Origin of the sequence: Fredinandcohnia onubensis, assembly GCF_002734215.1 — a bacterium.
In the GTDB taxonomy this organism is placed as follows: Bacteria; Bacillota; Bacilli; order Bacillales; family Bacillaceae_L; genus Ferdinandcohnia; species Ferdinandcohnia onubensis.
Genome location: NZ_NSEB01000003.1, coordinates 179,832 through 204,638, shown reverse-complemented (window position 1 = coordinate 204,638; position 24,807 = coordinate 179,832). Strand labels below are relative to the sequence as shown.

Annotated in this window: 23 protein-coding genes; 5 read left to right on the top strand and 18 right to left on the bottom strand. The window is 38.9% G+C overall.

Features of this window, described 5'->3' with window-relative positions:
- Positions 1 to 301: 301 nt before the first annotated feature.
- A complete protein-coding gene (locus tag CKK03_RS02845; protein ID WP_099361115.1) occupies positions 302 to 1,348 on the top strand; it encodes an ATP synthase beta subunit C-terminal domain-containing protein in 1,047 nt (348 codons plus the stop codon).
- Between the two features lie 17 nt (positions 1,349 to 1,365).
- Here CKK03_RS02845 and CKK03_RS02840 read toward each other — a convergent pair whose 3' ends face one another.
- From CKK03_RS02840 to CKK03_RS02830, 3 genes are all read right to left on the bottom strand, one after another.
- Positions 1,366 to 2,193, bottom strand: coding sequence for a cytochrome c oxidase assembly protein (locus tag CKK03_RS02840; RefSeq protein WP_099361114.1), 828 nt, complete (start codon positions 2,191 to 2,193; stop codon positions 1,366 to 1,368).
- A 220-nt stretch (positions 2,194 to 2,413) separates the two neighbouring features.
- On the bottom strand, positions 2,414 to 3,085 hold the full coding sequence (locus CKK03_RS02835; RefSeq protein WP_099361113.1) for a GNAT family acetyltransferase: 672 nt from the start codon (positions 3,083 to 3,085) through the stop codon (positions 2,414 to 2,416).
- 19 nt (positions 3,086 to 3,104) lie between these two features.
- Entirely contained in the window at positions 3,105 to 3,962 is an 858-nt protein-coding gene (locus tag CKK03_RS02830) for a carbon-nitrogen hydrolase family protein (RefSeq protein ID WP_099361112.1), read from the bottom strand.
- Between the two features lie 278 nt (positions 3,963 to 4,240).
- Between CKK03_RS02830 and CKK03_RS02825 the strand changes: the two genes are divergently transcribed.
- From CKK03_RS02825 to CKK03_RS02815, 3 genes are all read left to right on the top strand, one after another.
- Positions 4,241 to 5,224, top strand: a complete 984-nt coding sequence (locus CKK03_RS02825) for a polysaccharide deacetylase family protein (protein WP_099361111.1) — start codon at positions 4,241 to 4,243, stop codon at positions 5,222 to 5,224.
- A gap of 210 nt (positions 5,225 to 5,434) precedes the next feature.
- Positions 5,435 to 5,626, top strand: coding sequence for a YwbE family protein (locus tag CKK03_RS02820; protein WP_099361110.1), 192 nt, complete (start codon positions 5,435 to 5,437; stop codon positions 5,624 to 5,626).
- A 34-nt stretch (positions 5,627 to 5,660) separates the two neighbouring features.
- The gene (locus CKK03_RS02815; RefSeq protein ID WP_099361109.1) at positions 5,661 to 6,137 is read left to right on the top strand and encodes a hypothetical protein; all 477 of its coding nucleotides are present in this window, start codon (positions 5,661 to 5,663) and stop codon (positions 6,135 to 6,137) included.
- 47 nt (positions 6,138 to 6,184) lie between these two features.
- Here the strand turns inward: CKK03_RS02815 and CKK03_RS02810 are convergent, their stop codons facing one another.
- The 11 genes from CKK03_RS02810 to CKK03_RS02760 form a co-directional block, all read right to left on the bottom strand.
- Positions 6,185 to 7,252 (bottom strand): hypothetical protein, encoded by a 1,068-nt coding sequence (locus CKK03_RS02810; protein ID WP_099361108.1) that lies wholly within the window; start codon positions 7,250 to 7,252, stop codon positions 6,185 to 6,187.
- Positions 7,236 to 7,769 (bottom strand): RNA polymerase sigma factor, encoded by a 534-nt coding sequence (locus CKK03_RS02805; protein WP_245863971.1) that lies wholly within the window; start codon positions 7,767 to 7,769, stop codon positions 7,236 to 7,238. Before CKK03_RS02805 ends, CKK03_RS02810 begins: the two co-directional genes overlap by 17 nt.
- Positions 7,770 to 8,010: 241 nt before the next feature.
- A complete protein-coding gene (pflA, locus tag CKK03_RS02800) occupies positions 8,011 to 8,736 on the bottom strand; it encodes a pyruvate formate-lyase-activating protein (RefSeq protein ID WP_099361107.1) in 726 nt (241 codons plus the stop codon).
- 28 nt (positions 8,737 to 8,764) lie between these two features.
- Positions 8,765 to 10,993 carry a formate C-acetyltransferase gene (pflB, locus tag CKK03_RS02795; RefSeq protein ID WP_180271131.1) on the bottom strand — a complete coding sequence of 743 codons (2,229 nt, stop codon included), beginning with the start codon at positions 10,991 to 10,993 and terminating at the stop codon, positions 8,765 to 8,767.
- A gap of 778 nt (positions 10,994 to 11,771) precedes the next feature.
- Complete coding sequence (locus tag CKK03_RS02790; RefSeq protein WP_099361105.1) at positions 11,772 to 13,469, bottom strand: glycoside hydrolase family 13 protein; 1,698 nt, start codon at positions 13,467 to 13,469, stop codon at positions 11,772 to 11,774.
- A 75-nt stretch (positions 13,470 to 13,544) separates the two neighbouring features.
- Positions 13,545 to 14,375, bottom strand: coding sequence for a carbohydrate ABC transporter permease (locus CKK03_RS02785; RefSeq protein WP_099361104.1), 831 nt, complete (start codon positions 14,373 to 14,375; stop codon positions 13,545 to 13,547).
- Complete coding sequence (locus CKK03_RS02780; protein ID WP_245863969.1) at positions 14,375 to 15,304, bottom strand: carbohydrate ABC transporter permease; 930 nt, start codon at positions 15,302 to 15,304, stop codon at positions 14,375 to 14,377. The genes CKK03_RS02785 and CKK03_RS02780 overlap by 1 nt, the downstream gene beginning before the upstream one ends.
- A gap of 80 nt (positions 15,305 to 15,384) precedes the next feature.
- The gene (locus CKK03_RS02775) at positions 15,385 to 16,656 is read right to left on the bottom strand and encodes an ABC transporter substrate-binding protein (protein WP_099361102.1); all 1,272 of its coding nucleotides are present in this window, start codon (positions 16,654 to 16,656) and stop codon (positions 15,385 to 15,387) included.
- Positions 16,657 to 16,786: 130 nt separating this feature from the next.
- Entirely contained in the window at positions 16,787 to 17,533 is a 747-nt protein-coding gene (locus CKK03_RS02770) for a response regulator transcription factor (protein WP_099361101.1), read from the bottom strand.
- Positions 17,534 to 17,588: 55 nt separating this feature from the next.
- Positions 17,589 to 19,304 (bottom strand): sensor histidine kinase, encoded by a 1,716-nt coding sequence (locus CKK03_RS02765; protein WP_099361100.1) that lies wholly within the window; start codon positions 19,302 to 19,304, stop codon positions 17,589 to 17,591.
- A 7-nt stretch (positions 19,305 to 19,311) separates the two neighbouring features.
- Complete coding sequence (locus tag CKK03_RS02760; protein ID WP_099361099.1) at positions 19,312 to 19,947, bottom strand: YesL family protein; 636 nt, start codon at positions 19,945 to 19,947, stop codon at positions 19,312 to 19,314.
- 146 nt (positions 19,948 to 20,093) lie between these two features.
- On the opposite strand from CKK03_RS02760, the gene CKK03_RS02755 reads away from it, so the two are divergent.
- A complete protein-coding gene (locus tag CKK03_RS02755; RefSeq protein WP_099361098.1) occupies positions 20,094 to 21,050 on the top strand; it encodes a D-2-hydroxyacid dehydrogenase in 957 nt (318 codons plus the stop codon).
- Between the two features lie 48 nt (positions 21,051 to 21,098).
- Here CKK03_RS02755 and CKK03_RS02750 read toward each other — a convergent pair whose 3' ends face one another.
- From CKK03_RS02750 to CKK03_RS02735, 4 genes are all read right to left on the bottom strand, one after another.
- Positions 21,099 to 21,329, bottom strand: a complete 231-nt coding sequence (locus CKK03_RS02750; protein WP_099361097.1) for an excisionase family DNA-binding protein — start codon at positions 21,327 to 21,329, stop codon at positions 21,099 to 21,101.
- Between the two features lie 213 nt (positions 21,330 to 21,542).
- The gene (locus CKK03_RS02745) at positions 21,543 to 23,120 is read right to left on the bottom strand and encodes a M2 family metallopeptidase (protein WP_099361096.1); all 1,578 of its coding nucleotides are present in this window, start codon (positions 23,118 to 23,120) and stop codon (positions 21,543 to 21,545) included.
- A gap of 50 nt (positions 23,121 to 23,170) precedes the next feature.
- Positions 23,171 to 23,557 carry a DUF2500 domain-containing protein gene (locus CKK03_RS02740; protein WP_099361095.1) on the bottom strand — a complete coding sequence of 129 codons (387 nt, stop codon included), beginning with the start codon at positions 23,555 to 23,557 and terminating at the stop codon, positions 23,171 to 23,173.
- 189 nt (positions 23,558 to 23,746) lie between these two features.
- Complete coding sequence (locus tag CKK03_RS02735; protein ID WP_099361094.1) at positions 23,747 to 24,466, bottom strand: YebC/PmpR family DNA-binding transcriptional regulator; 720 nt, start codon at positions 24,464 to 24,466, stop codon at positions 23,747 to 23,749.
- Positions 24,467 to 24,807: the final 341 nt, after the last annotated feature.

The following is a 24,807-nucleotide window of genomic DNA, read 5'->3' as shown; positions in this document are numbered from 1 at the left end:
GCATTTGAGGGTACGATTACCACCTATTCGTACCCTCACTTGGGTAGCTTTCGGCATATGAGGGTACGATTACCTCCTACTTTCACCTTTATAAGGTTGAGGGGAGAAAGACGGCCACTCATCGAAAGCACGAGACCCTGGCGAACTAGCTTAAGACTGGACAATCGTTAGTTTTAATTTTTTTCTATCAATTTTAGCATTCTAAATCCATGAACGTAAAAAAAATTACGCCACAGCGAAAATAACTATTGCATCCAAACGAAATTTAGATTACTCTAAAAAGTAACAAGAGGTGAAAATTTTGGAAGATATTCGACTCAATGTCTCTTTACTGCGTAGAAGGGTACCCAATTTAACGACTGCTGCTCGTTCAGTAGGATTACGTCCGGCCACTGTCTCTAATCTGTGTACTGGAAAAATTCCGGTGGGCCGCGCGGAGGTACGCACACTTGTGGCGCTTGCTGATTTAGCTGAATGTAGTTTGGATGAATTATTAATTCGAGGGGAGAAAATGGAAATGATTGAAACTGGGATTAAAACGCTTGATGTCTTTGCTCCGTTAGCAAAAGGAGGTACTGTTGGTCTTGTCGCTCGCCCAGGAATGGGGCAACTTGTAGTTCTAGCAGAATTATTCCATCGCTTGCGTAACAATGATTTCACGACTGTATTGCTGTTACCGGAAGGAGATCATCTAGGAGTGAACGATGTTTTAGATGAAGTTCAAATCCAAGTCAAAACAATTAAAGAAGCCTACGATGAAATCGCAAAGATTGGGATGACTAAGGAAATTGTTTTTGCAGCGGACCGATCACATGTGATCACGGGAGAAATCCAAACCCTGCAAGAAAAATTACATTCAATTGGAATTGACTCTGTCACTACGGTTCTTGTGGACTTAAAAGGTGAAGTTGTAGATGAGGATGTTCCATTTGGACCACTTGAAACATTATGGCAATTTGACGCTGACCTCACTGCAAGACATCAATACCCTGCCATTAATCCAGTATACTCAACCTCTTCTGTTCTTGAAGGGGCACACCTAGACCAAACACATTTCACAATCCAACAGCGCGCCAAAAAACTATTACGAAGATACCGCGAGCTTCGTTCACTCGTTACGGTGCATGGGCTTGAAAAGCTACCAGAAACAGAGGTTCAAACCTACAAGCGTGGTGAACGTCTTGAAGCATATTTAACTCAACCATTTTATGTAGCTGAAGCCTTTACTGGTAAAAAAGGTGAATCGATTAGTTTACAGGATACTTTACTCGATATCCGCAAAATTCTTGATGGTTCTACTGACTCAAATGATGTTTCAGAATTAGCCTACATTGGAAAACTAAATTAAACAGCAAAGGCAGGAAATTACTTCCTGCCTTTTTTCATAAACAACCATGTTGCACTCAAACCGAAGATTAGTGCTTGTGTGATAAATAGGATGATGGCTCCGTTTTTTTGTTCTCCAACTGGTGGATATGGGAGTAGTGTTTCTAATAAATCTGGCGGAATCTCCTCACCGAGAGGCATACATAATGCCAGTGCCGCCAACATTTGACTTGTGTCACTATATACAGAATACAACGCATCATCTGCGAGCCATAAAAACAGGGTCACTGGTAAAAACAATGCAATGTTAACCACTATATAAATAAGCTTTTTCTTAAGAGTCATCTGATCATGCTCTTTGATCGGTCCGATGATTGGCCACCATAGTAAGACGGCAGCTGCTATCAAGCCAATTAAAAAGAAATAGTTTGTAAAGTATCCTGTTCGAATCCAGTCAAACATAACAGGTACGTGATATCCAATTAACAAACCGTGAAAGAGAACAATTGTAAACACAGGATTAGTTAAAACACGATAAACCTTTTTCACACCATTTTTTTGGAGCATTTTTTCAAGCAGATTTGTCTTTAGTCCAATTACAATCAACGGTGCTGCAATAAGAAGTACAATAACAATCTGAATGATGTGAGCACGAAACAGCATGCGTCCTAAAAGATTCAAAGGACTTCCCACAGCCAATAGAATCAGCAGCATACTTCCGGCAAACGCTATTGATTTATACTTCGGATGATCTTTTGGTGTTGGTAAAAGGAACATATATAAGACAATTAAAATCAAGGTAAAAAAGATGATACCCCCATTCCATTGGGAGTGAAAACTAAAACCATCTAAAATTTGACTAATCACAATATCACCAGCTTTACGGATATTGGTTGCTCAGAAGGTCACAATCCTGCGTTTTTGACTTCTCCACGCCAAAACTCTTCTAAACATACGCTTCTACTTTCATTGTAAATCCTTATGTCCCTGCTGGAATATGATTTATATCACATGTCGTTTTTCAGACATTTTTCAGACAAAAAAAATCCATATTTAAACCAATCAGATTTAAATATGGATTGTATTTTTATAATGGAAGTAAGTTTACCGTTTCTTTTTCCGTTAGTCTGTTCACCATTTCAAGCCATACTGCCGGTTTGTTTGGAAGAACTGTATAATACGTTGTTAAGAAATCAACCACCAATTGGCTTGGTAATTCAGATACTTGGTCATTACTAGGCATGAAGCATAGATCTAATCCCTTCACTGCTTCCCCGTCATTGTTCCAAGATGGGTGAACATAGTCGAGCTCTATACGCTTATAGCCAAGATGAGACAGAACCTCACGGCGCACGAATGGATCCATTGGCTTGACTGTTCCAAATTCATAGTGCGCAACTTGATACGGATCGTAGATTTCAGCAAACATTCCGAATAACTCTTTCCCGTTTGCAGCAGCTAACTCCTGTAAATCCTTACTGCGGTTTTGTGCTAAAAAGCGACCGATACTTAATCCTGGTTGACCGATGATCGTAAAATCAGTCATCGCAATATTCCAGTCTGGATAATAACGGTATTCCGTTGTCCCAACGACCTCATCGTCATGCACCGCAACGAAAACACGAACACTTGGGTCCTCAAGCGGCTCCTTCCAAAGTTCAAAATCTAGAACTTCCTCTTTAGGAAACACACTTTTCATTAATTCATGCATTTTAAAAAATAACGGGTCGTTGATGCTTGTTATTCTTTTATAATCCATCTCATTCACTCTCTTTCGATTATTTCCAATCAGGATATAGGTCCGTTCTACGGTCACGCCATGTTGTAACCGAACCTCTTTCACGTACTTCAGAGAGAAGATCCAAATCAAGGTCTGCCGTCACGATCATGTCATTGTTTACTTCGCCTTCCACTAAAATTCCTTTTGGTGGGAATGGAATATCGTTTGGTGTAATAACCGCTGCCTGACCAAAGTTTGCACGCATAAAATCAACCGTTGGTAGCGTACCAACCGTGCCTGTTCCGACAACATAGACTTGGTTTTCCACAGCTCTTGCATGGCTTGTATAACGCACTCGATGGAAGCCGTGGCGGTCATCTGTACAAGATGGGCAAAAGATTACATCAGCACCCTTAGCCTTTGCCATTCGTACAATTTCAGGGAACTCGATATCATAGCAAGTTAACATCGCAATGCGTCCTTTTTCTGTATCGAACACTTGGAAATCGTCTCCAGGTGTCATATTCCATTCGTTCACTTCCGTTGGGGTAATATGCAGCTTAGCCTGCTCCCCCACTCGACCATCTGGATAAAATAAATGAGCCACATTGTTGAGATGGTCTCCCTTTCGGATGACATGTGTTCCACCAATAATGTGGACATTGTATTGTTTGGCAAGGTTTGAAAAAAGCTCACGGTAGCTTTCAGTAAAGCTTGGTAGATCATCGATAGTCAGACTTGAACCATCCTCCTTACCAATGGATAAAAGCTGTGTAGTGAAGAACTCTGGAAACAGAATAAATTCTGCGTCAAATTCCATTGCAGTTTTTATATAATGCTCACATTGAGCCGCAAATTCATCAAAGGAACTGATTGTGTGAAGATGATATTGAACGGCTGAAACCCTCATTTTCAAATCGAGAATCCCCCTTCATTAAAAGTATGTTATAAGTGGATTATTAACTATTTTTATCGTTGAAACAAGTAAATTGTCCTATATTATATTAGACTATGAGCATTCGATTCTCAAAAACCTTTTTTTTCCATAATTTCTTCTTCCTCAAAGCCTTTCCTTATGTTACTATAAGGCTTGTCTGTACAAATTTTGTAAAAATGTCGTAATAAAAGTGAAACATTTCTGCAATATAAGCGTCTTATATATTGAAGAATATCACAGCAAAGAAGGTATGCTTAATGTCGAATGCGAGAAAAATGAAAAAGGGCAACATTGTCAAGATTATTGCGTTGTTTGGCTTTATTGTGTTGTTACTCTTGTATTCTTTCTTTCTACTTAAAACCAAATTTTTTCTAGAAGCAGATGCATCTGAACCGGTAATTGAGGTTGTTGCACCTGTTGAACCTCCTGAAAAAAATGAACCAATAGATGATGATCTTAGAGTTGATGACCAACCAAAAGGGAATATTGAAGAGGAAAAACCCACTGAAGAAGAATCCGCACCTACAACTGAACCAACAAAAGAAACAGCTCCAGACCCAGTGCAACCAACCACTCCCGAAATAGATGAGGAACAGGAAGAAGATCAAGAACAGGAAGCACCAAAGGAAACACCTGCCCCACCTTCAAGGGCTGTTTATCTCACTTTTGACGATGGTCCTCATAAGGTTTCAAAGGATATCCTTGCTTTACTCGATCAATATGATGCGAAAGCAACTTTTTTTATGTTAGACAACAATATGAAAAATTATCCTGATGCGGTCAAGGAAATGGCGAGTAAAGGACACAGTGTCGGTCTTCATGGAGTCACACATGATAAAAATAAATTCTATCAATCTTCGAAATCCGTTGTTGGCGAAATGGACCAAACACAACAGACGCTTTTCGAATTGACAGGAATTGAAACAGACCTCATTCGAACACCATTTGGCAGTGCTCCACACATGACAGATGCTTATAAGGCCGCGGTAGATGCAGCTGGCTACAAGATGTGGGACTGGAATATTGATAGCCGTGATTGGCAATTTCGAGATAGCCGGTATGTTGATAGTGTAATTGAACAGCTAACTAAATTGAATCGGGTGAATCAGCCAATTGTCATTCTACTGCACGAAAGACCCGAAACACTCGAACATTTACCAAAACTACTAGACTATCTAAAAGAACAAGGCTACGAGTTCAAACCATTAGAATCAACAATGCATCCGATACAGCTATATTAAAGATGGCCCACCCGGCCATCTTTTTTTGCTGGTAAAGGTGTCGGGTTCGGTCATGGCTGGGCTGGGTGGCTGGTGGGCTTTCTCGTGGGTCAGGGGGACAGATCCCGTGTCCCAGGAAGAATATGGTGGGACGCGGGACCTGTCCCTTTGTCCCAAACGCGAATGTAGGGTAAACTAGATAGACAAATAATTGATGGAAGGGTTTTTGTGATGAATGGGCAGAATCGTGCTGATATAGTACCGGGAATTGAGGTTCAAATTGTGTTAAAGAAAGACCAGCGTACTGGTATACTGACAAAAGGAATTGTAAAAGATATTTTAACGAAGTCTAGTTTTCATCCTCATGGGATTAAGGTTCGATTAGAGGATGGACAAGTTGGGCGAGTGAAGGAAATCATTTAATAATTATTTTAAAACTAGAAATGAGGACATGCATATGCTATCTTTCGAGGAAAAACTTAAGGTCATCGAATCTTTCCCAGAATTGGAACGAAAAAATGTATCTTTAGGAAGAGTAAATTTTCATTATAACGACAGCGTCTTCGAAAAGAAGATTGTTGTACAGCATCTACACCCAAATGGTAATGGTTTTGTTTATGCCGGAAACCTTCAAAACTACGAAGTCGATGCTAAGGGATTTATTAATATACGGGATTTCTCCGAAGCTGATTTACGACGAATCGTAAAGGAATCGATTCAATCCCTCTCCGCGAATTCCCCTTTAGGGAGAGAAAATGCCATAATTGGTGAAGGACAAGAAGAACGTTGGGTTAATGATGAGGGACAAACACTGCTACTTGTATTTGAAGATGAATGGTGGAATGTATATTCCGGCCTAAACTTAGAAGAAGCCTTTGGCTCCTATGATGAAGCGGAAGACTATTTATATGAAGAAGGTTTTAGACTTCAATAGTCAAAATCCAACCTCCCGACTAAATGAGGTTGGATTTTTTTATATGACTATTGAATGGGCATAAAAGCTACTTTCCAAACGCCATTTTCGTCTTTTACCATTTGGAAGCCCATGTCTCCATTTTGAGTACGAAAGGAAATATATCCTTGATACTCGTTCGTTTGATGAAACGTTCCTGAACCTAACCCGTAAAATGGTTTCTTGTAGCTTTCGGGATCTCTTGTTTCCTCTTCCCAGTACTTCTTATCTTCCTCTTTCGACCACATCACAAACTCTTCTCTTGTTGTGTACAGGGCATATGAAGTTTCCTGATCACCATCCGCATTCGCTTGGAGATATAATTTCGCTACACTGATTGGTTCTAGTGTTCTTATTGCCTCAGGGTCATGTTCAAGCTTGAATTCCTCATAAGCCACTCTTTCTTCCTCGTTAAGCTCGAGATCATTTTTAACCTCTGGCACATACTCGTCAAGAGGGGCATAAATTTCCACTGTTGCCTCTTCCCAGTAGTTGACATGAATATGATGGAGTTTTTCCTCATTATTCTGTTTGTATGAAAAAACAATTTCTACACTAGGCTCTGCCTGACTTTCGTTAAACGAGCTAACAGCTATGGAATTCACATCAATCCCCTTGTAAAAATCAAGTAGTACATCAACTTCCTTTTCCGGATTCGCCACAAAAAACACATTTTTCTTAAGGAACTCCTTATCTTCAACATGAAGCGCTTCAAAAAAATTAACAACTAGCTTACTAGCTTTTTCTAATGTGGTTTCCTTTAAGACTGATTCATACATTTGTTGATACGCAGGATTCTCAGCTAACAGTGCATCAAAGTCCGGATTCACTACATTGGTAGTTTCCTTGGTTTCGGTTTCGACTGGCTGCTGCCTTTGTTCTTGATTACTTGTCACATAGGACATAGATATGATGGAGAACAGCATAATTGCCGCTGTTAGAGGGACCCACATTTTTAGCCCTGAAAAATTTCTTCTTTTTATTGTCTGTTTTTCCTTTAGTGATTCTTTTAGCTGTTTTGCAAAAATTGGATTTGGTTCAAGGTCAGGACGTTTTTTTAATGGCTGTAACCATTTCTCATCATTTCGATTGTTCATTTAGCCCCCACCCTTCCTCGTGTACTCGAATATGTTTTTTCATTTGTTGAATCGCTCTATGGTAATCAACGCGTACCTTCCTTTCACTGCATCCCATGATTTCAGCGGTTTCCTTAACAGACAACTCTTTTAGTCCTCGTAAAATGATAATGGACCGAAAATTAGGCTTTAATTTTATGAGCGCTTCTTGTAGTTCTTCCCATTCCTTCTTTTGGATGGCCATCTTTTCAGGCGTAGCTTCTTCTGATTCTTTTTCGTAGATCCAGTCTGGTAAGAATTGAATAAACTTTTGTTTTCGTTTTAAATCAATTGCCGTATGCTTTGCTATCGAGAAAATCCATGTTTTCAATCTTTCTGGATTTTGTAGACTTCCTATGTTTTTCATGATTTTAATAAAAGTTTCTTGTGTGATATCTTCTGCTTCTTGTCGGTTGTTCGTATAAAAGAGTGCAAAATGATAAACATCCCGGTAATACGTATCATAAATAGTTTCTATGTCGAACGACAAATTCTCCAATGCCTCGCCCCCAATCAGTAATAAGTCGTTTCGACCCCGAATTTGTTTCAACTTATTTAAAAATATTTTCCTCAACTACAATTCGTTATCAACACCACATCTCCTGCTTTTTGGATTAGGTTTAGGGCCTAACAAAAAAAGCAGCAAGAGGAAGATTTTATACTTCCTTTTGCTGCTTCTATGTTAAGACGACTGTAAAAATATTGGTGGGACGCGGGACCTATCCCTGTGACCCGCCGAATTATGAACCTAGGATTCTTTCTGCGTTTTTGACACGTTGTTCGGTTGGGGGTTCGACTCCTTTGAGTTTGTATTCCAGACCTAGGCTTTCCCATTTGTAGATACCAAGTTTGTGGTATGGGAGGACTTCAATTTTTTTCACATTTGTTAGATTTTTTATAAACTCTGATAGCTTCGTTAGATCTTCATCATTATCGCTAATCGTTGGAACGAGTACATGTCGAACCCAAACTGGAACATTTTTATCTGATAGATACTGAGCAAAGTCCAGAATATGTTCATTGCTTAATCCCGTTAATTCCTTATGCTTTATTGGGTCGATTTCCTTAATGTCTAGTAAAATCAGGTCAGTTAGTGGCAGTAACTCCTCTAATTTTTCCATAAAATGAGGTGCACGTGTAAAGCATCCACCCGAACTATCAATCGTGGTGTGAATCCCAAGCTTCTTGCATTCTTTAAACAACTCGATTAGAAATTCAAGTTGTAGCAAAGGCTCACCGCCACTTACGGTAACACCGCCGCCCGACGCTTGGAAAAAGGGAAGATAGGTTTTGATATCATGGATGATTTCTGTAACACTCATTTCCTTCCCCATATTTAATTTCCATGTGTCTGGGTTATGACAGAACTGGCAACGGAGCAAACACCCCTGAGTGAAAATAACATAACGTAGTCCTGGTCCGTCTACCGTCCCACAGGTTTCAATGGAATGAATGCGTCCGTTCATGCTTAACGTCCTCCCTTTTCTAACATCCTTACATGGTTTCGTGGAATGTTCGGTTTATAACATCAATTTGTTGTTCTCTTGTTAGTTTGATAAAGTTCACGGCATATCCTGATACACGTATGGTTAATTGTGGATATAACTCAGGATGTTCCATTGCATCCATTAATGTTTCTCTGTCAAAGACATTCACATTTAAATGGTGACCTTTTTTCATCACGTACCCATCAAGTAAACCTGCCAGGTTACTAATTCTCGCTTCTTCCTCTCTTCCTAAAGCCTTCGGTACGATTGAGAAAGTATTTGAAATTCCATCTAAAGCATATTCATATGGAAGCTTCGCGACAGAGCTCAATGAAGCAAGTGTACCCTTTGTGTCACGGCCATGGAGTGGATTTGCACCAGGTGCAAATGGTTCCCCAGCTTTACGGCCATCAGGGGTGTTGCCTGTTTTTTTCCCATACACGACATTAGATGTGATGGTTAAAATGGATTGTGTGTGAACAGAGTCACGGTATGTTTTATGCTTTTTAATCTTATTCATAAAACGCTTCACAAGCTCAACGGCAATGTCATCGACACGATCATCGTTGTTTCCGTATTTCGGGAAGTCTCCTTCAATCTCGTAATCTACAACAATTCCGTTTTCATCACGAATGGTTTTCACCTTAGTATGTTTGATTGCACTTAGTGAATCGGCGACCACTGATAGCCCCGCGATTCCACATGCCATCGTGCGTAAAATTTCACGGTCATGCAATGCCATTTCTAATCGTTCATAGCTGTATTTATCATGCATGTAGTGAATGATATTTAATGTGTTCACATAAAGTCCTGCAAGCCATTCGAGCATTAAATCATATTTTTCTAGAACCTCCTCATAATCAAGATACTCTGAAGTAATCGGTGAGTATGACGGACCAACTTGGATCTTCAGCTTTTCATCAATACCACCATTGATTGCATAGATTAGAGCTTTCGCTAGGTTCGCTCTCGCTCCGAAGAATTGCATTTGCTTTCCAATTGTCATCGCAGATACACAGCACGCAATGCCATAGTCGTCCCCATACGTTTCACGCATAATGTCGTCATTTTCATATTGAATGGAGCTTGTTTTGATAGACATTTTTGCGCAGTATTTCTTATAGTTTTCAGGTAACTTCACTGACCAAAGTACAGTTAGGTTTGGTTCAGGTGCTGGTCCAAGATTGTCTAGTGTATGCAAGAAACGGAATGAGTTTTTCGTAACCAATGGACGTCCATCAAGTGCAACACCTGCAAGAGATTCTGTCACCCAAGTAGGATCACCACTGAATAGCTCATTGTAATCTGGTGTTCTTGAAAACTTAACAAGTCGTAGTTTCATGACAAAATGGTCGACAATTTCCTGTGCTTCTTGCTCGGTTAATAGGCCGTTTTCTAAATCTCTTTCAATATAGATATCTAAGAATGTGGACACACGGCCTAAACTCATCGCAGCCCCATTTTGTTCTTTTATCGCTGCTAAATACGCGAAGTATAGCCATTGAAATGCTTCCCTCGCATTTGCAGCTGGTTCTGAAATGTCATAGCCATAAGAGACAGCTAGTTCCTTTAATTCCTGTAGTGCACGAATTTGTTCTGAAAGCTCTTCTCTATCACGAATGATGTCATCAGTCATGGTTCCATTTCCGGTTTCAAGAAGGTCTTTCTTCTTGTCTTGAATGAGTCGGTCGACCCCATAAAGAGCCACTCTGCGGTAATCTCCGATGATTCTTCCACGACCATATGCATCAGGTAGTCCTGTAATAATACCCGCTTTTCTCGCAAGTTTCATTTCTGGTGTATAAGCATCAAATACACCTTGATTATGTGTTTTTCGATAATCAGTAAAAATCTTAACGATTTCCTGGTCTATTTCAAACCCATAGGATTTCGCAGAATCAACCGCCATTCTAATCCCACCAAACGGTTGAAGTGAACGCTTAAACGGTTTATCGGTTTGGAATCCAACCACCTTTTCTTTCTCCTGATCTAAGTAACCAGGGCCATGTGAAGTAATCGTAGATACAATTTTTGTATCCATATCAAGCACTCCACCTTTTTCACGCTCCTGCTTCGTTAACTCCATTACAAGCTTCCACAGCGTATTTGTCGCTTCAGTCGGTCCCACTAAAAATTCATCGTCACCGCTATATGGTGTAAAGTTCTCTATTATGAAGTCACGTACATCAATGTCTTTTTGCCATTTTCCTTCTTTAAAACCAGCCCATGCTTTCATCATCAATGACCTCCATTAAAAGGTTGTTAAATATATGTTTGTGATTAAGACTTAGTTTGCTCAGTACTGAACAAACTTTCTTACAAGTCAATCATACAACGGGATTAGTTTCGTGTCATGTGAAATATTTCACAAATTAATAGAGTTACCATTTTAGCCATATTTTCATCAAAATTTGGTCAAAAATTGGGGCGTAGGGAAACAAACCAGCTTGGGTGCCATTAATCTCCTATTAATAGGAAGGTGGCGACACTGCAAAGCTGCTGGAATACTATCATCCTCCTAATATCTGAATTGTGATGTTACTCCAATTCGGCTGGAGTACCATCATACTCCTAATATCTGGTTTGTGATAATACTCCAATGCTGCTAGAGTGCCATTATCCTCCTAATATCTGGTTTGTGATAATACTCCAATGCTGCTGGAATACCACCACCCTCCTAATATCTGGTTTGTGATAATACTCCAATGCTGCTGGAATACCACCAAACTCCCAAGATCTGGATTGTGATGGTACTCTAATGCCGCTGGAGTACCACCAAACTCCTAATATCTGGTTAGTGATGATACCCAATTCAGCTGGAGCACCATCATCCTCCTAATATCTGGTTTGTGATGTTACTCCAATGCTGCTGGAGTACCACCATTCTGCTAGATTGGGACGGAGGGACAGGTCCCTTGTCCCTGTAAAAATATGGTGGGACGCGGGACCTGTCCCTGTGTCCCAGACTTGGACACTTTCTCCACAAAAAAAGAGCCACCGGAGTGACTCGTTTTTTATGAGAGTTTGTATACGATTGCTTCATATGGTTTTAGTTCGATTGTTTCAATTTCATCCTTAGATTCTCTTGGGTAGTTGCTGATTATGAGTTCTTTGGATTTGTATTGAATCGTTTTTGGTAGAGTAAATAGTGGTGTTTCTTTTGTAAAGTTTGTAATGACAAGTAATGTTTCATTTCCTAATGTACGTGTATATGCGTAAATTTGTTCATTTTCTTCTAAAATTAACTCGTATGAACCGTACACCATAATTGGGTTATTTTTACGAAGACCAATGAGTTTCTTATAGTAATGATAAACGGAATCTTGATCTGCCATTTCTTTTTGAACATTGATGTCTTTGAAATTTGGATTTACTTTAATCCACGGAGTGCCTGTTGTGAATCCTGCATTTTCGGAATCATCCCATTGCATTGGGGTTCTCGCATTATCACGCCCACGGAAATGAATTGCATCCATGATTTCTTCCTTCGTAAAATTATCTTGCTCTATTTGATCCTTATAAAAATTATGGATTTCAATATCTTTATAATCATCAATTGAGTCGAAGGATACGTTTGTCATACCTAATTCCTGTCCTTGATAGACAAATGGAGTCCCTTGCATCATATGGAGCCAAGTCGCAAGCATTTTCGCACTTTCTTTGTGATACTCCTTTGTATCACCAAAGCGTGAAACAGATCTTGGCTGGTCATGGTTTTCAAGATAAAGAGAATTCCATCCCTTACCTTCTAAGTCCTTTTGCCATCTAGACATGATTTGCTTTAATTCTGTTAGCTTCCAGTCACGGTTGATCTTCCATTTACCTAAATTTCCACCCGCTTTTGACTTATCAATTCCCATGTGCTCAAATTGAAAAAGCATGCTCATTACGCCTGTTTCCTCATTTGTATAACGAATCGCATCATCAGTTGAAACAAACTGTGTTTCACCAACGGTCATAATATCATATTTATCAAAAACCTCTTGTCTCATTTCAGTTAGGTAGTCCATGATTTTCGGACCGTTTGCAAAGTGCTCTCCACCCCATTGGTAGCGGCTATTTGTCGTTACTTTTGCATCGGGTAATCCCTCGGTTTTTGAAAGGAGATTGATGACATCCATTCGGAATCCATCAACACCTTTTTCAAGCCACCAAGTCATCATGTTATAGATATCTTGACGCATTTCCGGATTTTCCCAATTCAAATCTGGTTGTTTTCTTGAAAATAAGTGTAAGAAGTACTCGTCTGATTTTTCATCATACTCCCAAGCCGGCCCGCTAAAAAATGAAACCCAGTTATTTGGCTCCTGACCGTCTTTGCCTTTTTTCCAAACATAATAATCTCGATATGGATTGTCCTTACCGCTTCGTGCTTCCACAAACCATGGATGTTCATCAGAAGTATGGTTAACGACAAGGTCCATAACAAGCTTCATATCGCGATTGTGCATTTCTGTGATCAGTTGTTCCCAATCCGCCATATTTCCGAACTCGTCCATAATATCCTGATAGTCGCTAATGTCATAGCCATTATCATCATTTGGTGATTTATAGACAGGAGATAACCAAATTACATCAATCCCCAGTTCTTTCAAATAATCTAATTTTGAAATCATCCCCTGTAAATCACCGATACCGTCCCCATTACTATCTTTAAAGCTTCGTGGATAAACCTGATAAACGACTGATTCCTTCCACCATTTCCGTTCCATTTCTATTACTCCCCTTTAATCCACTTTTTTGAAATAGAAGTTCATCTGCTATTGAGGGCAAATGAGCTGTTAGGTTTAACCTTTTACCGCACCTGCTGCAATTCCTTCGATAATGAATCGTTGCAGGAATAAATACAAGATAATTACCGGAATGATTGCTAATGTTAATGCTGCTAATGCGTAGTTCCATTGCGTCATATACTGACCAAAGTAAATATATGAAGCTAGTGAAATGGTTTGTTTTTCAGGTGACCCTAACATCAAGTATGGAAGTAAAAAGTCATTCCAAATCCATAATGTGTGCAGAATACCGATTGTTACAGTTATTGGTGTTAATAAAGGAAACACGATTCGGAAGAATGTACGGAATGGTCCAGCTCCATCAATAGCTGCCGCTTCCTCAAGTTCCACTGGGATTCCTTTAATAAAGCCATGGTATAAGAAGACTGCTAGTGGTACCCCAAATCCAAAATACATCAAGATTAATCCTGGAATACTATCAATCATGTTAAAATTACTCGCCACTTTTACAAGTGGAATCATCATTGTCTGGAATGGAATAATCATTGCAGACACAATTAGAAAGAAGATAATATTACTTACTTTACCTGGTGAACGTACAAGTCGATGTGCCGCCATTGAACTAATTAATAGAATACCGGCCACACTAACTACCGTAATAATTGCTGTGTTCATAAAGACAACTGGGAAATTGAGTTGCTCCCAAACGGTAACGAAATTATCAAAATTAAATGCTTTAGGTAAAGCAGCTGTAGACGTTAATACCTCATCATAACCCTTAAACGCGTTGACAATGACAAGATATAATGGACTTATAAAAAGAAGTGCCAAGGCGATCATGATAATTTCTGCAACAAATTTCTTTATGCCATATTTCTCCTTCATTAAAAATCAACCTCTTTTCGTTTAAGGACGGCAACTTGTGCAAGGGTTATTCCCGCAACGATTACGAAGAATGCAACAGCCTGTGCTGAGCCATATCCATATTGGTTATTTACAAATGCTTCTTGATAGATTTGTAGAGCTAGCATTTCAGTTGTGTTAAAAGGTCCACCATTTGTTAACGATAGGTTCATATCGAACATTTTAAAAGCCTCTGAAGCTGATAGGAATGTTGAAATTGTAATGGCAGGCATAATTAGCGGTGCAACAACGTAGCGTAATCTAGCCCATGGACCTGCCCCATCAATATAGGATGATTCAATAAGTTCCTTTGGTACACCTTGTAAAGCTGCTAGATAAATGATCATTAAATATCCTGAGAATGACCAAGAGAATACGAGCACTAACGCATAAAATGCATAGTTTGGTAGTGTAAGCCAGTTAATTCCAAAGATTTCAATCCCTGTTTTTTCAAAAACTTGAGCAAACACTTCTGTAAAAATAAATTGCCAAATGAATCCGATAATAAGAGAACCTATTACATTCGGTAAAAAGAAAAAGGTACGCAAGATATTTCGTGATTTTAATGCTTTATTTAAAACTATTGCTAAAGAAAAACCAATAATATTTGTAACAATAACAATCGCTAGTACGAATTTTATGGTTACAACCAATGATGAAATAAATCCTGCATCTGAAAATAGATTTATATAGTTTTGTAAACCTACCCATTTTGTCTCAGAACTGATTCCGTTCCAATCCTGGAATGAATACACAATCGCTTGAGAAAACGGGATCACAATCACTAATGTAAAAAACAATAAAGCTGGAAGGACAAACGCGATATAGGTTAATGTCTTTTTCCATTTGTTCTTTTTTGGTTTAACAGTAGCCTCAACTTCCATTCTTTCATTTGTTAATGAATAACTCACTGTTACAACCCCCTTCATTCTAATAAGAAATCACCTTCTAATCTTGAGTATCGGGAATAGAAGGTGATTTGTTTGATTACTTACTTAGCTTTCATACGCTCATCAACGATTTTTTGTAATGCTTCAATCGTTTCTTCTTTTGTTGCTTGGTCTGCAACATACGCTTGAAGAGCAGCCGCATATTCTGTATCAAGACCTGATGGCCAGTAATTCATTGCCCACGGCATTGTTTGATTGTCTTTTGAATACTTCAATAAGTCAGCAGCTAATGGCCCTAATGATTCTGGTGCTTCAACATCGTCAAATGCTGGGATAAAGTTAAATGAATCCACTAGATATTTTTGTCCATTATCATGTAACCATGTTAAGAATTTCTTTGCTTCGTCTACATGCTTGCTGTCTTTATTTACGCCGTAGTAAGCTGGAACGTCAACTGGTAATCTTGTTTCTGCTGGGTCTTCGCTCATCGGAATGGCAAACATACCGAAGTCGAAGTCAGGGTTTGCTTCCATGATTGAAGCATATGTCCAAACACCTTGTTGCATCATTGCAGATTTACCTGATGTGAAGCTTGATAATTGGCGAGTGTAGTCAATACCGATTGAATTTACACCTTCTCCGTAATCTACTGTCATATCTAATACATCAAAGAAGCTGTCCATATAAGGATTTTCACTTAAAGTTGTTTCACCTGATTTTAACTGTGAAGCAAATGCTCCTGGATCTTCTACAGAAGAGAATGGTAGGTTAAATAAGTGTAATCCTAATACCCAATCTTCTTTGTAGCCTTCACTGAAGGATTTGATTCCAGCTGCTTTTAATTTTTCGTTTACTTCTTTTAACTCAGTAAGTGTTGTTGGAACTTCTGTAATTCCCGCTTGTTTAAATAAGTCTTTGTTATAGATAAAGCCGTATCCCTCTAAACCAACTGGGAAGCCATACATTTTTCCATCGATTGTCATACCTGGTTTTGCTGCTTCTGAAACTTGTTCAATCCATGGTTCGTTTGAAAGGTCTGTTAAATATTCTTGCCAGTCTTCCATGTCAGTGTATCCACGAACGAAGAAGATATCAGGACCTTGTCCAGATGCAAAACGTGCTTTACGTAATGTTGAGTAATCGTCTACAACTTGTGCATTGATTTTAACGTTTGGATTTTCTTTTGTGTAATCCTCAGCCATTTGTTTAACTTGATCAACGATTTCAGTTTTGAATTGTAGGAGATTAAGGGTTACTTGTCCTTCTTTTTCTCCTCCTGTGCTTTCTTTCTCTGTTTTATCTTCGCCAGTTCCGCAAGCTGCGGCTACAAGCATAACAAGTATCATCATAAGTGCTAACGCTTTCTTTTTCATTGCAATTGTTCCTCCTTTGATTAGGTTACAAGTCCATCTTACCCTTATTTTGCACGCGCTTACATGTCATATTTTCATGTGAACGGGTAATATTTTATACAATAAAAAGTGAGTCACATTGTACTCACTTTCATTTGTTTTCTCTGAAATTTTTCGGGGATAGGCCTTCATATTTTTTAAACACCTTACTAAAATAATTCTCATTACTGAATCCGAGTTCGTAGGCTATTTCGATGACTGGCATATCAGTCTCAAGTAAAAGGTATTTTGCATTTTTAATTTTTAAGGACGTTACGTAATCAATCACCGTCATGCCAAACTTCTCTTTAAACCGACCTGAAATATATTGAGGTGTCACATAGAAGGATTTCGCTAGCAAATCAAGCGTAATCTTCTCCTTAAAATGATGATCGATGTAGGTTTTGATTTCCTGTATGACATCAGTTTTCTTCATCTCAGACTTTTCTCGATCTACGAGTTCAAGCCATTCCTTTGATAGTGATAACTCCTTCCAGTTTTTCACTGCTGATTCTATGGCATCTTCTAGCTCCTGTTTGCGAATTGGTTTTAAGATATAGTCCACTGCCTTCGCTTGAATGACTGCTCTCATATACTCAAAATCATCATGACCACTAATTACAATGATTTGCATATCGCGGTGAGCCAGTTTCACACTTTCGATAAGGTCAACTCCACTTTTTTCAGGCATTTTCATATCACATAAAAGAATTTCGGGTTTATGTGCCTTAATAATTTCTTCTGCCTCATCCACACTGCCTGCAAAAAAGCGGTCCTTAATCTTAAATTTTTCCCAATCCACCAAGTACTCAATCGCTTCCCGAACATGCTCCTCGTCATCAACAATTAACACCTTCACTATAATCTCCCCCTCTTCGCAGTAAGCCGGGACAATGAGCCTGTCCTGAGTATCCCTATTTTGGTATAACGAACTGTATGGTGGTTTCTTTTAAAGGAATACTGTTTATGTCCCATTTGAAGGATTCTCCATACTCAAAATGGAGACGGAGTAGAACATTTAATAAACCGATTCCGCTAGACGAATTGGCTTGCATTTGCCCATTCGAATACTGTTCGCGAATTTCTTCAATTTTTTCCTGAGAAAAACCTTGTCCATTATCCATGATTTTTAAAATTAAGCTTTCCTCTGAAATGTAACCCTCAATTTTTATAAGTACTGAACGGTTGCCCTTTTCAACACCATGGATGATGCTGTTTTCGACTATTGGTTGAAGAATCATTTTAGGAACATCGACTTTCAGGCTTTCTTCCGTACAATTCACTTCATAATGTAGTCTGTCCTTAAATCTTCCTGTCTGTAGATACAGGTATTCTTTTGTATGCTGAATTTCATTATTAAGTGGAACAGTTCGTGTTTTTAAGTCCATGCTATACCTAAAAATGGAGCTTAATGAAAGTAATCTCTCATATACGTCAGGCGCATTTTGCTTTAATGCAATTGTGCCAATTGATTGAAGTGTGTTGTATAAAAAATGTGGATTGATCTGAGCCTGCAGCATTTTTAATTGAGCTGTCTTCATTTCAATTTGGAGACGCAGCTCCTTTGTAATCAACTGATTTAGACGATTTGTCATTTCTACAAATCTTTTTTCAAGCTGTCCTAATTCATCCTCACGCTGAGGTTCAACCACTTGTGCAATATGGAAGTCTCCCTTTTCAATGGAGGCGATATTTTTAATTAATCTTTTAATTGGTTGAATGATGGAAAACGAAACAAAATAAAGCATGATTGCTAGCAATACTAACATAATCACCTGTATGAATGTAATATTTCGAATTGACTCGGTTGCTTTTCCCGTAATCATTGAACTTGGGATAAACTTCAGAAGCGTCAACGACATATCTCCAATATTACCTGTTTCACTGAATAAAGCTCCTTTTTCATCACCTAATGTAAATGATTGGAATTGCTGTAATTCCCCTTTTTTATAAATGGATTGCAGTTGGTTGGTTTCTTTCAAAGTATTCGAATAGGATGAAATCGATTTACTTTCTAAAAACAGCAAAATTTCTTCCTCATTTGTGCTAAGTCTCTTTAAAAGTAAGTCCAGTTCTCTTGTTGACGTATAAATGGTTAAATAACCTAATGGTTCGGGTTTAGGAGGTTCCACGATTTTTCGATGAATGATAAGGGTTGGTACTCCCTCATATTCTTTAACTTCCATCACGCGATAGGTGTCTTTTAAGCGGTCCCCAATCGGAGTCGTAGGATTCGATTCCGATGAAAAACGTAATCTTTCAGTAAAAAAGGTCTCACCGGCTGTATTAGAATGGTATTCAATTCTCATGACATCCGGATTCATATATAGCAGGTTTTTCATTTCGTACTCCACCTGATTCCTTTGCGGAATACTGAAATTAGTCGTGTTGAGACTTTCTAAAAGGGTTTCGTCATATAGCCATGTAAGTGAAAGCTGATCAAGCTTCTCCAAATAGGCAGAAATATTAAGAATTCCCGATTCAATTAATGAACGGTTATTTTCTATAAGTTGGTCCTCAATCGCTTCAGTAGAAGAATGATAGGTCATAATATTAGACACAACATATGGAACAATAACTGCAACAAGCATAATGACCAATAATTTTTTATGAAGACTCTTTTTTATCATAAAACCCCTACTCTTGGTTTAATGGCTTTATTTTTTCCACTCGACGGAATGCAAGATGTGACAACCAAGTTACCCAAAACGCTGGTAAAGTAAGTCCAAAAATAAACAGTACTCCCGAAAATCTCAGCAAAGCATAAAACAAAATAACCGTACTAATCACCATCAATATACTGATGAGAAGCTGTGACAACCCTATAAAAAAGGCATTTTTAAAATAAGTAAACAGCTTTAACTGAAAATGTGCGTAGAGTGGGAAAATGTATAATGCAATCATTATGAAAATAAAGACGGCACCTAATGTTACAATCTTGATAGCGAAAAATATCGGCCCTTCATGCGCGGTAAAAAAATGATAATCAAAATAAAGAAGTGCACCAATCGCGGTAAGAAAGTATCCTATGAACTGACTATCTTTAAAACTACTTTTGTAAGCATTCCAAAATGTAGAGAAAACCTTTATTTCTTCATTTTCCCTGAGGACCCACCTTCTTATTACAGAAAACAAAGCTGCTGTCGCCGGAAAAATTCCTAGAAACCCTAACCCCAATAGCGTAAAAACAACCCATAATAAATTAATATAAACGAGCCGGGTTACCCATACACAAAACTGGTACAACCCACCCATCAACCCCGATGTATTCATGCTGCCACCCCTTCACTTTGGGACGGAGGGACAGATCCCTTGTCCCAGTAAAAATTTAGTAGGTAAGTGTACCTGTCTCTTGTCCCTTTCGTCTATACTATTATAAAATTAAATTAAAATAAATAAACATGGGGTGTGGGACTGACATGGCGAAACTAGTTATTACGCAAAACATTGAAGAATTTCATTTGGATCAGATTAAAGAAATTGTTCCAGATTGGGAGATTGTCGCAGGACGAGATTCTTCTGTTTGGTTAGATCATTTACAAGATGCTGAGGTTATTGTTGGCTGGAAAAAGGAAATTGCGGAGCATTCTATTTATGCGGACTCAAAGCTTCGTTGGTTACAAAGCTGGAGTGCTGGAGTCAATAGTATGCCACTTGAGGAAATGGAGCAGAAAAATATGGTTCTAACAAGCGCAAATGGAGTTCACGCCTATCCGATTTCAGAAACTATTTTTGCCTTAATGCTCGGGTTAACGAGAAAAATACATACATATGTCCGTAATCAACAGGAGAAAAAATGGCATCATGCAGACATGAACCTGGAAATTCATGAAAAGACGATTGGGATTATTGGTGTCGGTCATATTGGGAAGGAAACAGCCAAGATTGCAAAAGCCTTTGGTATGAAGGTACTCGGGGTACGCCACTCTGACCGAGATGAGGAATTTGTGGATGAGATGTATACAACCGCACAGTTATCTGATGTTTTGCCTCGTTGTGATTATGTCGTGGTTACTTTGCCATTGACGAATGAAACGCATCATTTATTTGGGGCTGACGAGTTTAAAACAATGAAGTCTTCTGCATTTTTCATTAATATCGGACGCGGCGAAATTGTCGTGGAAGATGATTTGATTGAAGCACTTCGTTCAGGTGAAATCGCTGGAGCTGGTTTGGATGTATTTACGAAAGAACCACTTGAAGAAAATAGCCCGCTCTGGGAATTTGAAAATGTGATTGTGACACCGCATACGTCTGGTTCAACAGAGCACTACACCAAGCGTGTCATTGAAGATATCTTTATCCCGAATCTAAAAAGCTACGCTCAAGGCGGAGTTCTACCGAGGAATGTCGTGGACTATAAGAAGGGATATTAGGGGCAGGCACTTTGCCCAGTAAAAAAATGGTGGGACCTCTGTCCCACCTTAATCCTCATCCTTCACATCAATATCTTCAGGGATGGGTTCATTTAGCCATTCTACGTAGAGCTTTTTGTATTTTTCAAGCTGTTCGAGGGTAGCGTTGAATTGTTCTTTATTTAATAAGTATTGCTCCCCATCGAAAAGTGCACGTACCTTTTTTTCTTGGATAAGTTTTTTCACAAGCTCTTCTGGTATTGATAAATATTCTGCTGTTTCTTTAACTGTTAAATACAACGTACTTCATCCTTCTTTATCTTCGAATTTTATAAGCCCGCCGTTCCGCGTATTCCGAGCATGGAATGCACACCTTTATTGTATTCCCTTTATCATCGAGATACTTTCGCAAAGGCTTAATTTTTCTTTTACAAATCGCACATTTCGCACCAAAAAAAGAGAACATTTTTACCCTCCTTTTTAAGAAAAAAATGAGAGATTTGCTCTCTCATTTTATTTTACCGCTACAAACTGATCAACAAAATGCTGTGGATTTAGTCTTTCGCCAGTGGCTCTTTCAATTTTTTCATTCCAATTGTATAATGCACCAGGCTTAAAGAAATCGTTCAACAAAAATTCGCCTACTTTTTCCGAGAAAAGATCAGTTGATATATTCTTTTCAATATAGCGCTGCAGCTGGGAAGTTGTTAACTCACCTAGTAAATAGTTTTGATAATATACCGGCACCAACGTAAAATGAATTTTCGCAGCCCAATGTGGATAATCCTGATTTTCAGGAGGCGTTAACAATTGAACCTCATTGACAATCTTCCACCATAAACGATTCAAATCCTGATCCGGATTTTCATAAAGCTCACGTTCAAAAAACACAAATGTCATAATCCAACGGCCAGCAATCAGCATTTGGCGACGCAATGATTTTTCAATGAGTGGCTTCAACTCATCAACTTGCGCTTGGTCTAATCCTAAAAACTGCTGGAGCCATCCCGTATTTTTCCCGAAACGACCATATAGCATCGCAATTGCTTCAGTTGTTAGCGTATGTGCTGGACTGCGCAGTAGGAATGGTAGATCACGGTCAATGTATTTAAAATAAACCGCATGCCCATATTCATGTAGCATCGTGTTTGACCAGTAATCAGAAGGCACATTGTTACTTAAGACACGAACATCACCCTCGCGATCAATATCGGTACAGAATGCGTGCTGATTTTTCTTCTCTCTTGGATACAGATCACTTTTTTGCAGCATATCCATAATATCCATACCCATTTTTGCGAAAGTCTGTATTGATAATTCTTCAAGATTTTTCCCATCATAAAACGGATCTAAATCTAATTCCTTAGATGGTGGCGCCTCCTGGAAAAATGGGTCTGCATAATGCCATGGACGAAGGTCCTCTACCTTGATACCAAAGCGTTCGGCAAGCTCTTCATCCATTTCCTGCTTTAGTTCGCGGAATGGTTCATCCGATAGCTGCTTAAGCTCTGTAAAAATTGAAAAAATCTCCTCACGGTCAAGTTCCTGTGATTCAAAACTCATCTGATGGAAATTTTCAAAACCTAGCGAACGGGCCGCCTCATTGCGTTTTTTCACAAGTATCAATAATTTTTCTTCTACTTCTTTTGCAATTTGCTTACTTGCATGCCACGCTTCTTCTCTAAGTTTAAGATCATTGCTTTTAATTAAAATTTGGCGCACATCATTTTCCGAAACTTGCTTTCCATTTAAAGTCGCGCGGAAAGTATTAAATACGCCTACTAATTCAGTTGATAATAGAACCATTTCCTTTAGCGTTTCTTCTGGGAGCTGGTTTTCAAGCATTTGTGAATATAGGAGTTCCAGCTGGCGTTTTTGAACAGCATCATCTGTTTGTTTAAGGTATTTTTTTACCTGGTCAAAACGCTCTGCATCTGAAAAATAAACACTGTAAGCAGTATCCGCTTCTGCTGATTTTGCATTCCACTCCTCTTCACCAGTAGTGGCCGCCATCCATGATGCTTCTGCACCATTAATATGTAATTCACGAATTGCTTTATTTTGTTCCTCTAGAAATTGCTTAATTGACATTGTAAAACCCCTCCTCATGTCTATAATTCTAAAAAAATCAACAAAATCCTTTAAGCCTTCAATCTTTCAAACCCTAAGTATCGCGTTCCTTGAAATGTTAATTTTCCCATATCCCCCTCAGCAAGCAGACCGTATTCACCACCAGAAACCGTAAATTCAGATCGATCTCCACTCTCAAACTCAAAGGTAACATAGTAACTAGTCGATGATGTTACATGATTATGGTGGTGTGGCTCTGTTTGATGGTGAGTGTGCCTGCTAACATGTGTACGCTTTGATTTGACAATTGCAGGGACACTTAGTCTAGGCGAATCCTCATTCTTCTTCCACTGATTAATCCCTTTTCCTAGATTAAAAATAACGAGTACGATCACAGCAACGAACACAATCATCATAAAAATTGGGACAGCATTGAACATCATATCTCCAGGATACATCATCTTCCCCCTCAAAAAACTTCTGTAGTATCCATACGCAAAAAGGACTATAAAGTTTCAATGTTCGAAAAATATTTCTCGTAAAAAAAGTGGGACAAGGGACCTGTCCCCTTGACCCAAAAATTTTCCGCATAAAAAAAGACCCTTAGTTTGGGACAGGGGAACTGTCCCAAAAGGTCTGGTTGTTGTTTATTCGCCTAGGTCGACGTTGTGGTAGACTTGGCGTACGTCTTCGAGGTCGTCTAGTGCATCGATCATTTTTTCGAATTTTGCTTGTGCATCTTCAGGAAGGGTTACATCGTTTTGAGCAAGCATGGTTAGCTCTGCTACTGTAAACTCTGTAATGCCAGCATTTTTAAATGCTTCTTGGACAGCATGGAATTGTTCTGGCTCAGCATAGACGATGACAGATTCTTCTTCTTCCAAAATGTCACGTACATCTACATCTGCTTCCATTAACAATTCTAGTACTTCATCAGCTGTTTTTCCTTCGATACCAAATACAGCTGTTGCATCAAACATATAGGCTACTGAACCGCTGACACCCATGTTTCCACCGTTTTTACCAAATGCTGCACGCACTTCAGATGCAGTACGGTTCACGTTATTCGTTAATGCATCAACAATAACCATTGAGCCGTTTGGTCCAAAGCCTTCATAGCGAAGCTCATCGTAATTTTCTTCTGCGCCGCCTTTTGCTTTTTCAATCGCACGGTCAATGATTGCTCTTGGTACATTATATGTTTTTGCACGTTCAAGAACGACCTTTAAGTTTTGGTTTGACTCAGGATCAGGCTCGCCCTGTCTTGCTGCTACATAAATTTCACGTCCAAATTTTGCATAGATTCTACTTGTGTTTGCATCCTTAGACGCTTTCTTTTCCTTAATATTGTTCCATTTACGTCCCATCTAGAACACTCGCTTTCAACTTTTGAATCATATATCCCGCATTAACGGGCAGTGGTCCCCCCACTTCAGTAATTCCTGTAAGCATGAAAGACGAATAAGGGGTTAACTGCCCGTAAAAGCCCGATTGGTTCAACTAACCATTAGCAGGGGATAAATACACCCCCTACTAATGGAAGTTTCGCTTTATATTATACATCAAACTTCTCATTAACAAAATATGTGATTGACAGGCTATATTGGGATTTTTTTCTTCATTCTAGAATATGTAAAAACCCCGTCACTTTTTTGTGTACGGGGCTACTATCATCGTATTAGTCAAATTTAGATTCAAGAAGTCTAAA